Source organism: Cohnella boryungensis, from assembly GCF_042651945.1.
GTDB lineage: Bacteria > Bacillota > Bacilli > Paenibacillales > Paenibacillaceae > Cohnella > Cohnella boryungensis.
The window spans coordinates 38,713-54,515 of the sequence record NZ_JBHSED010000067.1; the positions used below are offsets into that span (position 1 = coordinate 38,713).

Sequence of the window (15,803 nt, forward strand, 5' to 3'; positions counted from 1 at the left end):
GCGGCTTCCGGCATCATGGTATGCTATTTCGAGACACGCCCAGCGGAGGAGCCGTTATGATCAATCGCAATATTCGCAACAAGCTTTTTTTCGTATTTCTGGGCATATCCATCGTTCCCATTCTCATCGTCACGATTTTTTCCTACAGGGCTTATACCGGCCTTGTCGCCAAACAAGTCTCTCTCGTGTCGACCGGCACGCTCGACAATGCCGTCGAACGGATCGATCATATTTTCCAGAATATCGACCGCATTACGCTGTCGTTCCAGCAGTTTTCCACCCGTCCCGGCGCCGTGACCGTATCCCAGGAGCTTAATAAGCTGATCAACAATCCGAACGCCGATCAGTACGATCTGTTTACGGCCCGTTCGAACATGCTGTTTTTTTTCAGCAATCTCATGCTGGGCAATCCTTATCTGAACGGAATCTACATTTTCCTCCCCGATGGGAAATCGATCAGCTACGGCATCAGCACCGACCTGCAAGTCGACTATATCCCGCTTCAGGACGACTGGTATATCAAGACGATCGAGCAAAATGGCGGGCTGTATATCAGCGATGCGAGCACAAAGGATTTCATCATTAACGCCAAGCCGTCGATCACCTTCTCCCGCGCCCTGTACGATCCGGATACCCGACAGCTGCTCGGCGTGCTGATGCTCGACACGGGGCTCGATATTTTCAAAGGCATCGATAAAGATATCGTCCCTGATATTACGAATATGTTTCTCGTCAACGGGAATGAAAAAATACTGTACGACAACTCCAAAACGCCGAGAATCGGCGAAAATCTTCCGGAGCCGCTGAGTAGCTGGGCGGCAGCACATGCCGGAGAAGCCGCCGAGGAGACACAGGACGGAACGCTGGTCGTCGTCAAGCCGTTTCCCGATAACGATTGGAAAATCGTCGCGTCGGTCCGGCTGTCGGAGCTGTACAAGCAATATGGCGTGTCCGAGAGAGTGCTGATCTCGATCGCCGCCACTTGCGCGGTCATTTTCGTACTCCTCTCCATTCTGCTCTCGAACCTGATCACCAAGCCGATTATCGATCTAAGCAAAACAATGCGCAAAAACAAGTTCCTCAGCCTCGTCACGACGAAGAAGCATCTGGAGCGGACGGACGAGATCGGCGTGCTGTACACCGAATACAACAAGATGATTCAGGAGATCGACAATTACATCAAGGAGAGCTTCCAGAACAGACTGATTACGCTCGACTCGCAGATGAAAGCGCTGGAGGCGCAGATCAATTCGCACTTCCTGTACAACACGCTGGAGGCGATCAACAGCATCGCCGAGATCGAGGAAGTCGAGAGCATCGCAGTCATGACGAAGGCGCTCGGCGACATGTTCCGCTACAGCATCAAGACGGAAAGCGAGCTGGTCCCGATCGAGGAAGAGCTGGCGCACGTCAGCAACTATTTGACGATCCAGAAAATCCGCTACGAGGACAAGATCGATTTCCGTTTCAATCTGGAGGAGGGCTTGTCGTCCTTGAAGGTGCTGAAGCTTATCGTTCAGCCGATCATCGAGAATGCCCTGTACCACGGCCTGGAAAGCACGAAAAACAAAGGGACGGTTGCTGTGACCGTATACCGCGAAGAGGAGCGGCTCGTCTTCGAGATCGAGGACGACGGCGTCGGCATGTCGCACGATCAGCTTCAGGAGCTGCGCTCGCTGCTGCGCGAGCCGCCCGCCTTTAACGAGCTTGGGCGCCGGGATAAGCGCAGCATCGGGCTAAAAAACGTGCATTCGAGAATCTCCCTCTACTACGGTCCCGAGTACGGATTGTCGCTGGAGAGCGAGCTCGACAAGGGAACGAAGGTCATCTTGAACGTTCCGATATTGAAATAGAGGTGTCAGGCATGTACAAGTATATCGTGGTGGACGACGAGATCCTGATTCGGCGCGGAATGCTCAAAAAAATCCGCACCGCCGATTTCGGGGAGCGGCTTGTCTTCGCCGGCGAGGCGAATAACGGCGAGGATGCCCTTGCTCTAATCCAGAGCGCCGACCCGGACATTGTCATCACCGACATGAGAATGCCCGAGATGGACGGGAAGCTGCTTCTGCAGACGCTTCAGCAGCACTACCCGCACAAAAAAATTATTGTCGTCAGCGGCTACTCGGATTACGAATACATGAAAGAAGCGATTTCCGCCAAGGCGGTAGGCTACTTGCTCAAGCCGTTCAGCCGCGAGGAAATTCGCGAGGCGTTGTCCAAGGCGATCGCCACGCTGGATGCCGAACGATCGGCGCTGGAGCAGCTTGAGCATAGAGAGAACGAAAAGCAGGTAATTAGCTATGACGCGGACCTGCAGTCGCTCGGCCATCTTATCCTGGGTCTGCACCGCAAGGAGAAGCTCCCGACCTTTCGCTCGACCCGGCTGATGGAGGTCGCCGAGGCGAAGCGTTACGTCCTGCTGGCCGCATATTCCTCGGACGAGTTCGCCCCCTATTCCGGGCAAGCCGACGTCCCTTACGTCTATGTGCCGCACGTTCAGCAGGATCATATGGCGCTGTACGTGTTTTATTCCGCGGAGGCGGGCGAGGCTCTTCTCCGCGCCGCGGCGGCTGTTGCCGCAGCCATCGCCGCGGAGCTGCCCGGACGCCCCAGGCTCGGAATCAGCGGAGAAAAAGACTCGCTTGGCGGGCTGTTCGAGGCATACGAGGAAACGGTCGAAGCGCTGAACGGCATTCGCGTAGGGGAGAACGGACCGGTTGTGTCGGCCTTTGGCGGCGGAGAGAAGCCTGCAGCCGCTGCGGAGGCATGGGAGCGGATGGACGAGCTGCTGTTTTTCATCGAGTCGGGCAACGCGGCCAAAACGACCGAGTGGACGGTTAAGCTGTTCGAGCATTATGCCGAGATGCCCGATCTGACTCTGGGCGAGGTCAAGGGAGAATGCCGGCTTCTCGTGCAGGAGGTTCGCGGTCTTCTCCACCGTAACTTCCATATCGATGGAAACCAATCCCCCTCCTCCAGCTTTGAGGCTGCCTTATCCGGCTTTTTCGATGCGGAGGCCATCCAGGCGTATTTGTCGAACGTACTGCCCAGCATTGCGGAGATGATGAACGGTCACAACCTGTATTCGTCCGAGCAGGTCGTCGACAATATCAAGGCGTACATTCACAACAATTCCAACAAGGTGCTGACGCTGGACAAGATCTCGTCGCTGTTTTTCCTCAACCCCAGCTATTGCAGCTTTCTGTTCAAGGAGAAAACCGGCATCAATTTTATCGACTATGTCAATCAGGTGCGCATCGACAAAGCGAAAGCGCTGCTCGGAGGCACCGACGACAAAGTGTACAAGATCGCCAAATCGCTCGGGTACGACAATACCAAGTATTTCTTTCGCGTATTCAAGAAGCTGACCGGATTCACGCCGGAGGAATACCGGACGAATGCGGCTAAAGCCTCCGCGGAGGGGACTCGGCGTGATGGCGCTCCTGCCGACGCATAGTTTACTGAACGACAAAGAAGGGGCTGATTCAAAAGTATTGAGTCGATTTACGGCTTCATTAACGATGCGAACAAGATGATTTTCAGGGATGTCTTCCTCAGATCCATCGGCAGTTAAAGTTGGTCCATGGTAGATTGAATGTACAAAGAAATCGCTCTTTTGGGGATGGTTGGGTGGTACCTCCATTCTACCAAATAGCGATTTCTTTATGCATTTCTGTGGGCTTTTTCTTCCCTCAATCGATGAAAAAAGAGGGCATGTATCTCCTGGAGGAGCGGAGCGTTGGCCTTTGCAGTCGTGAAATTTCCTCGTTACGAGTTTACAAATTCAAAATTTCACGAATGCAACAGCCACCGGAAGGGGATACATGCCCGCAAAACCATAATCGATATAAAACAAAGAAGCTGCTCAAAAGTTTAGCACTTTTGAGCCAGCTTCGTTTCCTTTTCTACACGAGCGTTACCCTTTGACCGAGCCGACTGTTAGACCGCCGATAAAATACTTTTGCAGGAAGGCGAACATAACGAGCAGCGGCAACGCGCAGAGGAAGCACGCCGCGAACAGCACGTTCCACGCCGTCGGGTTTGTCTGATCGCCCATGAAGCCGAGCATGGCAAGCGGCAGCGGGGATTCGGCGGCTCTGGAAATAAAGATCATGTTAAAGAAATAGTCGTTCCAGATCCACACGCCCTGCGTAATCACCACCGACACCGTCACCGGCAGCAGCAAGGGGAACACAATTTGCCAGAAGCGGCGCAGCAAGCCCGCTCCGTCGATAAGCGCAGACTCCTCGACCTCGATCGGAACGCTGCTCTTGATAAAGCCGGTATACAGGAATGAGGAGAACGGAATGCTGCACGTAATGAACATCAGAATCGGCGTGAATTGCGAGCTTGGAATATGCAGCCCCTGAATCGTCTGAACGATGGGGATAATGACCATCTGGCTCGGAACGACAAGCCCGCACAAGAAAAACAAATAGAGCGTCTTGCTCAGCCGGTTGTTGAGCCGAGCGATCGGATACGCCGCCATGGAAGTGAACAGCACGACTACGACGACCGAAATGACCGTCAGCATCAAGCTGTTGCCGAGCGCCTGCATGAAATGCATCTTCTCGAAGGCGACCCGATAGCTTTCAAGCGAGAACTCGCTGAACAACTGCAGCGGATTGGTCATATTGGAGACGGAACGAAAAGAGCTGGACAATGCAATCAGCAGCGGCAGTATATTCAGCAGCAGAACGAAAGAGATTCCGGCGTGCGTAAGCGTCTTTTTGGCGAAGCCGTTCATGCCGATACCTCCCTTTTGTTGAGCTTGAGCACGAAGAAGATCGTTATGGCGATAATAACGACGAAGGACACGACAGCGAGCGCGGACGCTTTGCCGTATTGCATTTCGCGGAACGCCATGCGGAATATTTCGAACAGCAGCGTGCTCGTCGCCCGCCCCGGACCGCCATTGGTCATGATGAACGAGTAGTCGAACGCCTTCAATCCATTGATCAGGCTGAGCGTAACGTTGATCGTCACGGACGTGGCGAGCAGCGGCAGGCGAATGAATCTCGTCACCTGCCAGGAGCTGGCTCCGTCCATTCGGCCCGCTTCTTCCAGATCGACGGGAACTGTCTGCAGTCCGGCCAAGAAAATGACCGTGCTTGTTCCGATATGCTTCCAGACGTCAACGGCGCTAATCGCGTACAAGGCGGAATTATAGCTTCCAAGCAGATTAAGACTAGCACCGTCCATGCCGAACCAGCTTAAGAGGGTAGCGATCAGGCCGCTGTCAGGCATGTAGACATAGCTCCAAATAAACCCGACGACGATTGCGCTGAACAAAGTCGGCACGTAGGCGGCTGTACGATAAAGGCCCGTGGCTCTAATTTTCATATTCAGAAGAAAAGCCAAACCCAATGCGATTAAATTGCTGAACACGACGAAAACAAACGTATAGACCAGCGTGTTTGACAGAGACGTGCCCGCGACGCCGTCCTTGAAAATATAGGCGAAGTTGTCGAAGCCAATATAATTGAAGCTTTGGACGAAACCGTTGTAATCGGAAAAGCTGTATTGGAACAGCTTGAAGATGGGATAGATCCAGAAAATCAAATACATGGCGAGCGCCGGAGCGACAAACCAGTACATCGTTTTTTTCAAAACCGCTGAATTCATGCTGGGAGTTCCTTTCCGAATGGAATGGGAAGGGGACCGTTGCGGTCCCCTTCACTCGATTCTCGATGACGGTCGATTTACTTCTTCCAGAGCTCGTCGAACTTCGCTTGCATGGCGCTTGCCACGTCTTCCGGCGTCGTCTTGCGGCCCCCGATGACTTCGCCGAACTTCACCTGAAGCGTGTCGGCTACGCCGTTCGGCCACATCTGATTCGCGAAGTAGGTAGAATTGCCGCTGGACTGGTACAGCTCGTACGAATGCTTGTACAGCTCGTTGTTTAGCGGAACGCCGTTAAACGCGCTGATCGAAGGATTCAGCTTCACCCATTCTGCGAACAGGTCGGACTCGACGTCGAACCAGTAGTTAAGCACTTGCTTGACTTCTTCCATATGCTTGGATTTCGCATGGACCGCCCATCCGGCCGCTGTCGACACGGCTTGCCATACCGGCTGTCCCGGCTGGTTGCCCGGCAGAGGGAAAAATCCGCGCTCGAAGTCCGCCGCGCCTTTGGCCGTCAGCGTCGGGAAGTCCCACGTGCCGTCGAACACCATCGCCGCTTTGCCGTCGATGAACATTTGCGTCGCTTGCGGACCGCCCAGTCCGAGCGTGTTTTTGGCGATGTAGCCTTTGTCGTACAGCTCTTTGTACATCGAGAGAGCCTTCACCCAGGTTTCGTCCGTGAATTTCTTCTCGCCGCTCTGCAGCTTGAGATCGAAATCCTTGTCCGCCGAGTAGACCGTGTTCGCCGCCAATTGATAGGCTCCGAACTGAATCCACCACGGGTCTTTGTCGCCCATGACGATCGGCGTGACGCCGGCGTCCAGCAGCTTCTGGCAAGCTGCAAGGAACGCATCCCAGTCTTGGGGTACTTCCGTAATGCCTACTTGCTCAAACAGGCTTTTGTTGTAGTACGTTCCAAGCATGTCGATGCCCTTCGTAATCCCGTACACTTTGCCGTCATTCGACATATCCGTTCTTGCGCCGTCGCTGATGTTGCTCATGAACGGCAAGTCGGTCAGATCGGCCAGGTATCCGGCCTTCGACAGGTCGATGATGCTTGCCGCGGAGCCCATTCTCGGCCATACGCGGAAAATATCCGGCGCTTCGCCCGCAGCCAGCTTCGTCTTGATCGACGTGTTGTATTGATCGTCGGGGAGCTTCTGAACCTCCAGCTTGATGTTCGGGAACTTCTCGTTCACCATTTTCGGAAGAACGTCCAATTCGAAATCCTGACCGTCCGCCGCCTTGTTGCCGGATACGATCATCGTCAGCGTAACGGTTCCGGCTCCGCTGCCGCTCTTTCCGGGTTCTTCGCTGCTTGAGCTTCCGCATCCGCTCAACAGGGCCATGCTCGCCGCCAGCGCGGTTACGCCGGCTAGAACCGTTTTCATCTTTTTCTTTCCTTTGAACACTGATAACCATCCCCCTAATTTGGTGCTGTTTTTGGGCTAAGTTCATGTTACCTTCTCATCCGGTGCATTTACTTTAGTACTTAAAGTGCACAATTTTTAGGTATGGGTGGATGACCGGTCCACTCTACAGCGGTCCGAGCCAAGGATCGTACACGCCCAAGAGACGGGAAGAAATCCCGCCTCGCAATATGTTATATTTTGTTCAGCAATCTGAAAAGTGGGGGCAGCGCATGAATCATCTTCAGTTGGACGATTTGCTGCGGGGTCTGGATGCAGTCGAAGGCATTCAGATTCGCACTCGCGAGAACGTCAACGATTTCGACGGCGGCGAGCTTGCGGATGAGCCGGACGGCATTCCCCGCATGCGGGGCAGCTATTTTTTCGGCAATGACTTCGTATCCATCCATAAGCATCATCGTTTTGCCGCCATGCCGATTCACAAGCATGACTTTATCGAGCTCAACTACATGTATTCCGGCTCCTGTAACCAATGGATCGACGGCAAGGAAATCACGCTGTGCCAAGGCGACGCGTGTCTGATGGACCGGAACGTTCCCCACGGAATCGCCCCGCTTGGCGAGAACGATATTCTCGTGAACCTGCTGCTGCGCAAAGAGGCCATCGACTCCGCGTTCCCGCAGCCGCTTCCCCGGGGCGGCGCGGTTGCAAGCTTTATCGCGCATGCGATGTCCGAGCGGCAGCGGCCCGGGCGGTACATCGTCTTCCGGCCGGGAGAGGGCGGGAGACTCCACGGCTTGATGCGGGATATGATGTGCGAATTTTACGATCCGGATGACTACTCCGCCGACCTGCTGCACCATTATGTCCCCGTATTGCTGATCGAGCTCATGCGCATCTACGAACTCGATCTGAATTACGAGCCGGATCCGCCGCTTCAACGGGGAGTGCTTCAGGATGTCTTAGCCTATATGGAGGCTCATTCGGAAAGCTGTACCCTTGCCGAGTTGGCCGAGCGCTTCCACTTCAATTCCAAATATTTGGGCAGCCTGCTGAAAAGCCGGACCGGATTAACGTTCACGGAATGGGTCCAGAGGAAACGCTTAAACCGGGCCGCTCGGCTGTTGATGGAGACCGAGATGAGCATCGAAGAGATCGCCCGTCTGTGCGGATACGAAAGCATGGGGTTTTTCTACAAAAAGTTCAAGGCCCGCTTCGGTCGAACGCCTTACGAATTCCGCAGCGCGCCGTCCCGCTCGTCTCCTTACAGCCCGTAATGGCGGATCAAATAAGTCGGCGTGCAGCTCCACGCGTGGCAGTAGCTGTTAATGAGAGGGCTGCCGTAAGGGGAGAACTCCGGATTATTCGGATCGTACAGCTCCCAGAACGTATCGGCGCCATCCTTCAGCATGCCTCCCCAATAAGTTTTCATCCAATCGACTGCTTCCTTCTTCAGGCCGACGACAAGAAGCGCCTCTACGAGGTGATGATACATATACGGCGTGGTGGGCGCGATCTCCGGCTGCGCGGCCAGCAACCGCTTCATCAGCTCCTGATTCCGCTGCTGCGGCAGCACCTCCGCAAGCGCCATCCAGATTTGTGTCGCCCAAGAGACTTGACGCTCCTCTCCGCTGACGAAGAAGCCTTGCTCCGGACTCCAAAGATAATCTAGAGCGGCTTGCTCCGCCTCGGCGAGTCGCCGTTCAAGCTCTGCGCCGCTGCTGCAGCCCACCGCCTTGGCCAGATGAATAGCGCGTTTCAATGTATAGATGAGGACGGCCTGCGAAGGCGCCTGCTTGTTCAACGACTCGTGCCAGTCGATAAATGACCACCAAGTACGATCGTCCTTCACAATCCCTCTGTCGTCCAACCGTTCCAGCGCCAGCTCGACTTGGCGGCGCGCGGTCGGCCACAGCTCCCTCAGCGTATTCCCGTCTCCGGTCGCTTCGTAATAATCGTGTAAGGTTACGGTAAAAAATAGCGAATAATCGAACAGGTACGTATCGTCCGCGATTAACTGGGGCTCGACGAACAGATTGGCGGACACCCGGCCGCGGTCGTCGGGAACTCCGGCGAACAAATACAAGCAGCGCTTGACGAGCGCATCATTGCGGAACGTGGCGTAGTTCGCCTGCGCTTGCAGGCGCAAATCTCCCAACCACAATCGGCGATCCCGCTTCGGTCCGTCCTCGTATACGTCCTGCATGCAATCCTCCAGCGTCCGGACGCTGACGCGGTCGATCTCTCGCAGCAGCGGGTCGGCATGATCGAACGGAGCGACATTCGCTCTGTCGGCCGAGGTGACGGTCATGCACCTCAGATTGAAGAAGCTCACGCGATATTTGGGGGAGGTATCCAGCACTTCGAGCTTAAGATACCGGAAGCTGTACCGGCGAGGCAAGCTTACGCGTCCGGGAAGCACGTCTACGAACAGGATCTCCTCTTGCAGCCAGGAGCTGCTGATCCATCCGTCATAGCCGGAGAACGGCACCGCCATCTCCACCGGCATCTCTCCGAACGTAAGCTTCAGCTTCAGCGGAGCGTCCGGCGGACTGCCGACCGGTCTGACCTCGAATGAAACGTAACCGACCCGATGATCCCCGAAATCCGCGATGACGGATTGTCCTTTGCCCAGCTCCCGGCTGTCCAGCGTATCGATTCCCGCTTCGCGCGAAGCACGCCATCCGTGCATTGCAGAGCTGTCGGCCTTCATCTGGACGAGCCGAGTCGGCTCGACCTCCTCGCGAAGCAAGGCGGGCTTAAGCTGCTCCGCCGTTCGGATGAAGCGTTCATTGCGAACAATCGTTGCTTGGGCGGATTGAAATTTGGCTTGGTCTGACATGACTTCGACCTCCATCGTATCTTTTGCCTCTCACCCTACCCTATTTCTTTCTCCGATAACATGCCCGATCGCCGCGTTTTTTTATCCGAATATCAGATTCATGATAATCGGCTGCACATACTTTCACTGCCAAGTTATCGCCCATGCACAGAACAGGCACAGCATGAGGAACATATCCGTTCCTGCGCTGTGCCCGCTGTTAACTATGTTTTATTGCTCTGTACCAAGCTCAACTATCCGCACCAATAGGGTCACCGCTTCCGCTCGGGTCGCAGTACCGTTCGGCACAAACTTATTGTTGCTGCGGCCGTTCACGATGCCCAGCTTGCGAACCGCCTCAATCGCGCCTTTCGCCCACTTCGGAATGTCCTTATCGTCTGCGAAGCCGGTCGTTGCGCCTGCTTCGGCAGACAGTTTAAGCGCTCTGGCTATCATCGCCGCCATTTCCGCGCGGGTAATAATCGCAGTCGGCCGGAAGCTGGCGTTCGCATACCCGCTCACTATGCCTGCTTCAACTGCATTCGCGATCGCTTGCTTCGCCCATCCGCCGATTGCGGCTTCGTCCGTAAACGCAGTCGCTGAACCGGCTCCTTCCAGCTTAAGCGCATTGGCCAGCATGACCGTAAATTCGGCGCGGGTAATGGCGGCATTCGGCTTGAACGTTCCATCCGAATAGCCGCTGACAAGCTTCATGCCCGCCGCGCTCAGAATGGCGTTCTGCGCCCAATGTCCCGCGATGTCCTTGAACGATGGCGCGGGCGCGTTCGGTTCGCCGCTCTCGTCCTTCTTCCCGCCTACAGCCATGACCGCAAACTTGGTGAAGTGATCCACCTCGGCCGTAATTCGATCGCCCTTCACGACGCCGCCTATTTCAATCCATACTTTCTTCGCTTCGTCATAATAGAAGATAGCGACTCTTTGCTTGTCTCCTGCGAGAGACGGATCGAACTTCATTGAGATAACGATAGGCTTCTTGAAGTTTCCTGCACTATTTTTCGTTAATTCAAAGACGTTGCTGATTAGCGTTTCTTTATCGAATATTAGGTTTGCTATACTGGACAGCTTCTCGATCTCAATGCGCAATTCTTGCTCAACCGCTCCTGCGCCTATCGTAAGGATAACTTCAGTATCGAGGCTGACCTCGCCGCTCCTGCCGCTCGGAATAAGGATGGTGCCGTTGGTCGACTTAATGACGGAAGTATCATTGCCATTGTTTGTGCCGCCGCTGACCGGCGTCTCCGATTGCGGAGCCTTCGGCGTCGCTGTCACGGCATTGGAGAACCCGCTCTCGCCTCTCTCATCTACGGCCTTCACCGCGAACGCATAGCGCGTCCCGTTCGTCAATCCGGTTACTGCGTACGTGGCTTCCGTTACGCTGGCTTGAACCAGCTGCCAATTGCCCGGGTCGGCCGGCGCCGTCATGCCTTGATATTGGTACACCGAATAGGTGACGCTTTCGGCCGAAGCGTGCCATCTTAAGGTCACGGATCGGTCGCCGGGCGCCGCCGTCAAATTCGCAGGCGAAGCCGGAACAGTACCTGCATCCGCCGACGGAATCACTTCGTTCGACGGCTCGGATGCCGCCGAATCGCCTTGAGCGTTCGTCGCGGCTACTGTAAAGGTATACGCCGTACCGTTCGTCAGACCGGCGACCGTGATTGGGCTGTCCGTACCTTCCACCGTCGTAACAGCTTCTCCGTTCGCCCATGCGGTTACTTTATAGCCTGTAATCTCGCTTCCGCCGTTATCGATCGGCGCGGCAAAGCTCACCTCGGCGGCCCCGTCTAGACCGACGGCATACACATTGGCAGGAGCGTCGGGGACGGATAGAAGAGCGGAATACACTTTAAATTCCCAGAGCGAGTAGCCGTAGTTGCTCCCTCTTTTTATGCCGTTCATCCGAACGTATCTGGCATTGACCGGTTCGAAGGAGATCTCTTCGACTCCTCCGCTTCCGTTTGTGGTGCTGTATACTGTCGTCCAGTTCGTCGTGTTGTCGGAAACCTGAATTTGATACTCCTTCCCATACGCAGATTCCCAATGCAACATGACCTTCTCGATGGATTGGCTTGAGCCAAGATCGACGTAGATCCACTGCTGATCGGAATAGTTAGATCCCCAGCGGGTATTCAGAAAGCCATCCACCGCATTCCCGGGCGCCACGTCCGCGGCTCTGGACGAGCTTGCCACTACCGGCATGCCTTCTGCAAGATTGGGCGGTACAGCTTCATACACGTTAAATTCATTAAGCGAGTAGCCATTTCCGCTCCCCTGTCGAACGCCCTGCATCCGAACGTACCTGGCACTGGTCGGTCTGAAAGGAATGTCGACGATTCCTCCGTTACCCGTCGTCGTGGAGTAAACATCCGTCCAGGCGGCAGCATCGTTCGATACTTGAATTTTATAGCTTTTCGCGTAAGCTTTCTCCCAATTCAGCCTAACTTTATTGATCGTATATTGATCTTGCAAATCAACATAAATCCATTCATTGTCCGAATGGTTTGAACCCCAATACGAAGTTCTGTAAATATCCGTAGCATTCGAAGCATGCAGGTTGTCTTTGCTCGATGAAGCGATCGCGCCTTTATCGTAAGCGAGATCGAAACCTCTGTCATCGTGGGAGGCTCCCTCATTCAAAGTCAAGCTTCGGCCTGTGAACGTATCCTTGCCGAGCTTATAGCTTGTCGTGGATTGTTCTCCGTTACGATCCAATGTCACGTTCACCGTAATCCCCGGCGTTTCGGGATTGGCGACTGAAATACGGACAGGCGCTGCGGATTCGTCAACGATCACCATGGCGGGTTTATCAACTGTGACCGTCAAACCGTCTCTCACCGTCACCGTCCCAGGTTGATAAAACAGCAATTCCGCAATTCCAAGAGAATTATGCCGAACAGCCTGAAGCGACGGGGTATTCGAAAGAATGCTAATCGGGTTGTCGCTCGCGTAGTCGCCGACCTCTTCGGAGGTTTTGTTCGGCAATACGATGTACTGGTAGGAGGCGTTTGCGGGCTTCACGCCATGGTCGACCCAAATCGAAAAAATCGATTTGGTGATCGGCGCCGTTGAGCTTCCCGAAACTACGCCGCTCCAGCTTCCGGTTTTCGTCTCCTGCTTTACTTGAAAGGTCGTCGGATTCGGGAATACATAGCCGATATGGTCGTTGTAGGCCCAGCGTCCGTTTGTTTGCATCGTTCCGTCTGCTATAGGATTGCCGTCTACGAGAACTTCGCCTACCGCCTGACTTTGGTTTAATGTCGTGTGAATAGAAGCCGCATTCGTCGAAGTGATTCCTGCGCCAAGCGCCACCATTTCATCGTCGAAGAAGAAGTAACCTTTCTTCCCGCTTGTACTCAGCTTGTTGAAATCAAACGCGGTGGCTCCATAACGCTCATTAGTCACTCCGCCTACAAACGTTTTGGGATTGTTGAAATTCCCGTCTTTCGTAAGTACGTACGGAGCCGTTGTGCCGGGAACATGGGCCCAGTCCATCAGCGGGTATACGGTTCTGTATTCGTCGCCGGTTCTCTGAATGGCGGTAGCTCCTTGCGGCGTCCAGTACAGCAGGTTATATCCGCTGGGATTAATCGTTCTCCATTCGCCGCCTTTGACCGTGCTGGAAGACATCTTGACCGTAATTCCATAGTCGTCTCGCATATGGGAGGAGACCAGCGTCTGCCATTGCGTCATATTGTTGGCTTCCAATCCGTTGCTTGTGCTCGTGCCGATGCTGCGAATATTGTCAAGAAAACTCGCAAACTCCGCAGCCCGCCTTGGATTGGCCGTCTGCATCCACTCCAATGGGTCTTCATAGAAGGTCAAAGCCGCGCTCTCATAATCCGGCCAATCGGGTCCATTCATCCCCATACCCAGATCGGCAACATCGCCTCTCACGAGATACCGGGTGCCGTCCAACAAGTAGGACGATAACGAATCGATTGCCACCTTGCTGTACGAGAAAACGGTGCCCGAGGTAATGTAAGCCCAGAATGACATATCTCTGGCAAAGCTTCTTCCGTAACCCGTCGTATAATTCGTTTTGCCGTGCATGAAGAATGACATGTCCGACTGGATTCCCGTCACAGTCGTAGTCACATTCGACAGCACGTTAAATGCATTCACGGCGTTCCGGACGATCTGAGCATCCTCCAGCAATAAGCCGCGGTACATATAATTTTGATTGTACCAGGACGAGTTGGCACCATCGACAATGTGTGGGCTGCTGTCTAACGTGGCTATTATATTGGATGCTTGCGTTGCCGTTAAATAGCCTTCACACAAAAGCGCGATCTTCTCCAGCCTTAATTGTTTGCCGATTCCGGTCTCCCACCAGTTGGTTGAAGTCGGCTTTACCGTAAACCAATAGTCCAACCCCTTTTGAATACCGCCTAACAGCGTTTCACTACGATAGTATGGACCATTCGGGTCAGCAAACGCCTGCGCCATCGATTGCATCCGATCCAGCGCAAGATAGGGCGACCAAGCTCTCCCATTGGCGCTGGAGGCTGTGCTCGCGTAATCGACGTCCCCCCAGCTTCCGTCCGAATTTTGATTGGCTAAGTAAGTGCCGGCCTGTGATTTGAAGGTCCATTCGACTCGACCGTTCGTTCCGTCGTTGATGATATCTTTGGAGATGTAAAAATCGACCATCCGTTCTTTCATCCATTTCATATCCGCGATTTCCTGAGAGGCGCTCGCTCCCTCGGGAGTACTTGCCAATGCGGCCGGATTTGAAAGTATCGAGGATATCATTAAACAAGCCGTAGCCAGACATATCCATCTCTTTACTGAATTTTGTATACGGGCAGCCATTCTCATGCTCCTCCTTTGCTAAGCCTCAAAGGCTATTGAAACCGCTTTCCAATTCATCGATTGAAGAGGGCAGCCATTTACTGCCCTCCATTTCTTCATAACAAAGTGCTATAGATGTCCTCCAAGGGGATATCTACTACAGCCATCACTTCGTCTGCGGCGCCATAATACATACGGACCGTTTGATCCAGCAACAGGGCTCCGCACGAAAATACGACCTTGCCGAAAAATCCATTCACTTCATATGCGGCTTCCGGCTCCAATACGGGTACGCGTGATCTCGCGAGCACCTTGGCCGGATTATCCAAGTCGAGCAGAACAGCGCCCATACAGTAGCGATGCTTGCTGTCCGCTCCGTGGTACAGGGCAAGCCAGCCGCGTTCGGTTCGAATCGGAACCGCGCCGCCGCCCATTCGAGCCGAATCCCAGCCTTGCTCGCTTAGCCCCATCAGGAAGCGATGGTTCCCCCAATGGTCGAGATCGGGCGATTCGGCGATCCACATCTCGGGAGAGCCGAACGATTTTGGCACCGGACGGTGCAAGGCATAGTATTTGCCGTTAATTTTATCCGGGAAGATCATGACGTCCTTATTCTCGGGAGCCAGCATCAGCCCGCGTCGCTTGAATGTTCGGAAATCCCGGGTCTCCGCCAGGCCGACGCCAACGCCGCGGGCGGAGGCGGCGCTGTAAGTGATATAGTAGACGTCTCCGATTTGGGTCACGCGCGGATCTTCAATTCCCCACGCCTCAAAATCGTGTTGCGGGAACAAGGCCGGCTGCGGCTCGATGTCGAAATGAACGCCGTCCTTGCTTCGCGCCACCCGGAGATGGGATAAGGAGGTGAGCATGACCGTTCGTCCGTCCCTTACGATGAAGCGCGAGTCGGAGAAATCATAGCTGGGATCGGTCTTATCGTAGCGCTCTACAAGTACTTCGGTTCCCGCTTCGTTCAGCCGGGGGATAAGCGCTTCATCCGCCCGGTCCGCGATCGGCGCTTCCGCAACGCGCAGCAACAGAATAATTTCATCCCGCAGCTGCGCAACGCCTGCATTAAACGCACCAAGCACTTGAAAGTCGGGGCGGGAGGGTGCAACATCCTCGACCCGTACAACAGGATTTTGCGCGCAGCGTATTATGTTCACTGTGAAGTA

Annotated in this window: 9 protein-coding genes; 3 read left to right on the forward strand and 6 right to left on the reverse strand. The window is 54.4% G+C overall.

All coding sequences use genetic code 11. From position 1 onward, the window contains the following. Nucleotides 1-56: 56 nt before the first annotated feature. Both ACFO1S_RS25710 and ACFO1S_RS25715 read left to right on the forward strand, forming a co-directional pair. Nucleotides 57-1,853 (forward strand): sensor histidine kinase, encoded by a 1,797-nt coding sequence (locus tag ACFO1S_RS25710; RefSeq protein ID WP_204606021.1) that lies wholly within the window; start codon nt 57-59, stop codon nt 1,851-1,853. 11 nt (nt 1,854-1,864) lie between these two features. Beyond that, nucleotides 1,865-3,460, forward strand: a complete 1,596-nt coding sequence (locus tag ACFO1S_RS25715) for a response regulator transcription factor (RefSeq protein ID WP_378127825.1) — start codon at nt 1,865-1,867, stop codon at nt 3,458-3,460. A 459-nt stretch (nt 3,461-3,919) separates the two neighbouring features. On the opposite strand, the gene ACFO1S_RS25720 is transcribed toward ACFO1S_RS25715, so the two are convergent. The 3 genes from ACFO1S_RS25720 to ACFO1S_RS25730 form a co-directional block, all read right to left on the reverse strand. Then, nucleotides 3,920-4,750, reverse strand: a complete 831-nt coding sequence (locus tag ACFO1S_RS25720) for a carbohydrate ABC transporter permease (protein WP_204606019.1) — start codon at nt 4,748-4,750, stop codon at nt 3,920-3,922. Continuing rightward, nucleotides 4,747-5,628 (reverse strand): carbohydrate ABC transporter permease, encoded by an 882-nt coding sequence (locus ACFO1S_RS25725; RefSeq protein WP_204606018.1) that lies wholly within the window; start codon nt 5,626-5,628, stop codon nt 4,747-4,749. The genes ACFO1S_RS25720 and ACFO1S_RS25725 overlap by 4 nt, the downstream gene beginning before the upstream one ends. Nucleotides 5,629-5,705: 77 nt before the next feature. Then, a complete protein-coding gene (locus ACFO1S_RS25730) occupies nt 5,706-7,019 on the reverse strand; it encodes an ABC transporter substrate-binding protein (protein ID WP_204606017.1) in 1,314 nt (437 codons plus the stop codon). 251 nt (nt 7,020-7,270) lie between these two features. Here ACFO1S_RS25730 and ACFO1S_RS25735 point away from each other — a divergent pair, with 251 nt between their 5' ends. Further along, entirely contained in the window at nt 7,271-8,275 is a 1,005-nt protein-coding gene (locus tag ACFO1S_RS25735; protein ID WP_204606016.1) for an AraC family transcriptional regulator, read from the forward strand. Here the strand turns inward: ACFO1S_RS25735 and ACFO1S_RS25740 are convergent. The 3 genes from ACFO1S_RS25740 to ACFO1S_RS25750 all read right to left on the reverse strand — a co-directional run bounded on the left by ACFO1S_RS25740 (nt 8,263) and on the right by ACFO1S_RS25750 (nt 15,794). Continuing rightward, nucleotides 8,263-9,840 carry an alpha-L-rhamnosidase-related protein gene (locus ACFO1S_RS25740; protein WP_204606015.1) on the reverse strand — a complete coding sequence of 526 codons (1,578 nt, stop codon included), beginning with the start codon at nt 9,838-9,840 and terminating at the stop codon, nt 8,263-8,265. The genes ACFO1S_RS25735 and ACFO1S_RS25740 overlap by 13 nt on opposite strands. 210 nt (nt 9,841-10,050) lie before the next feature. After that, nucleotides 10,051-14,511 carry a polysaccharide lyase family 8 super-sandwich domain-containing protein gene (locus ACFO1S_RS25745; protein WP_204606014.1) on the reverse strand — a complete coding sequence of 1,487 codons (4,461 nt, stop codon included), beginning with the start codon at nt 14,509-14,511 and terminating at the stop codon, nt 10,051-10,053. 236 nt (nt 14,512-14,747) lie between these two features. Next, a complete protein-coding gene (locus tag ACFO1S_RS25750) occupies nt 14,748-15,794 on the reverse strand; it encodes a glycoside hydrolase family 130 protein (protein ID WP_204606013.1) in 1,047 nt (348 codons plus the stop codon). Nucleotides 15,795-15,803: the final 9 nt, after the last annotated feature.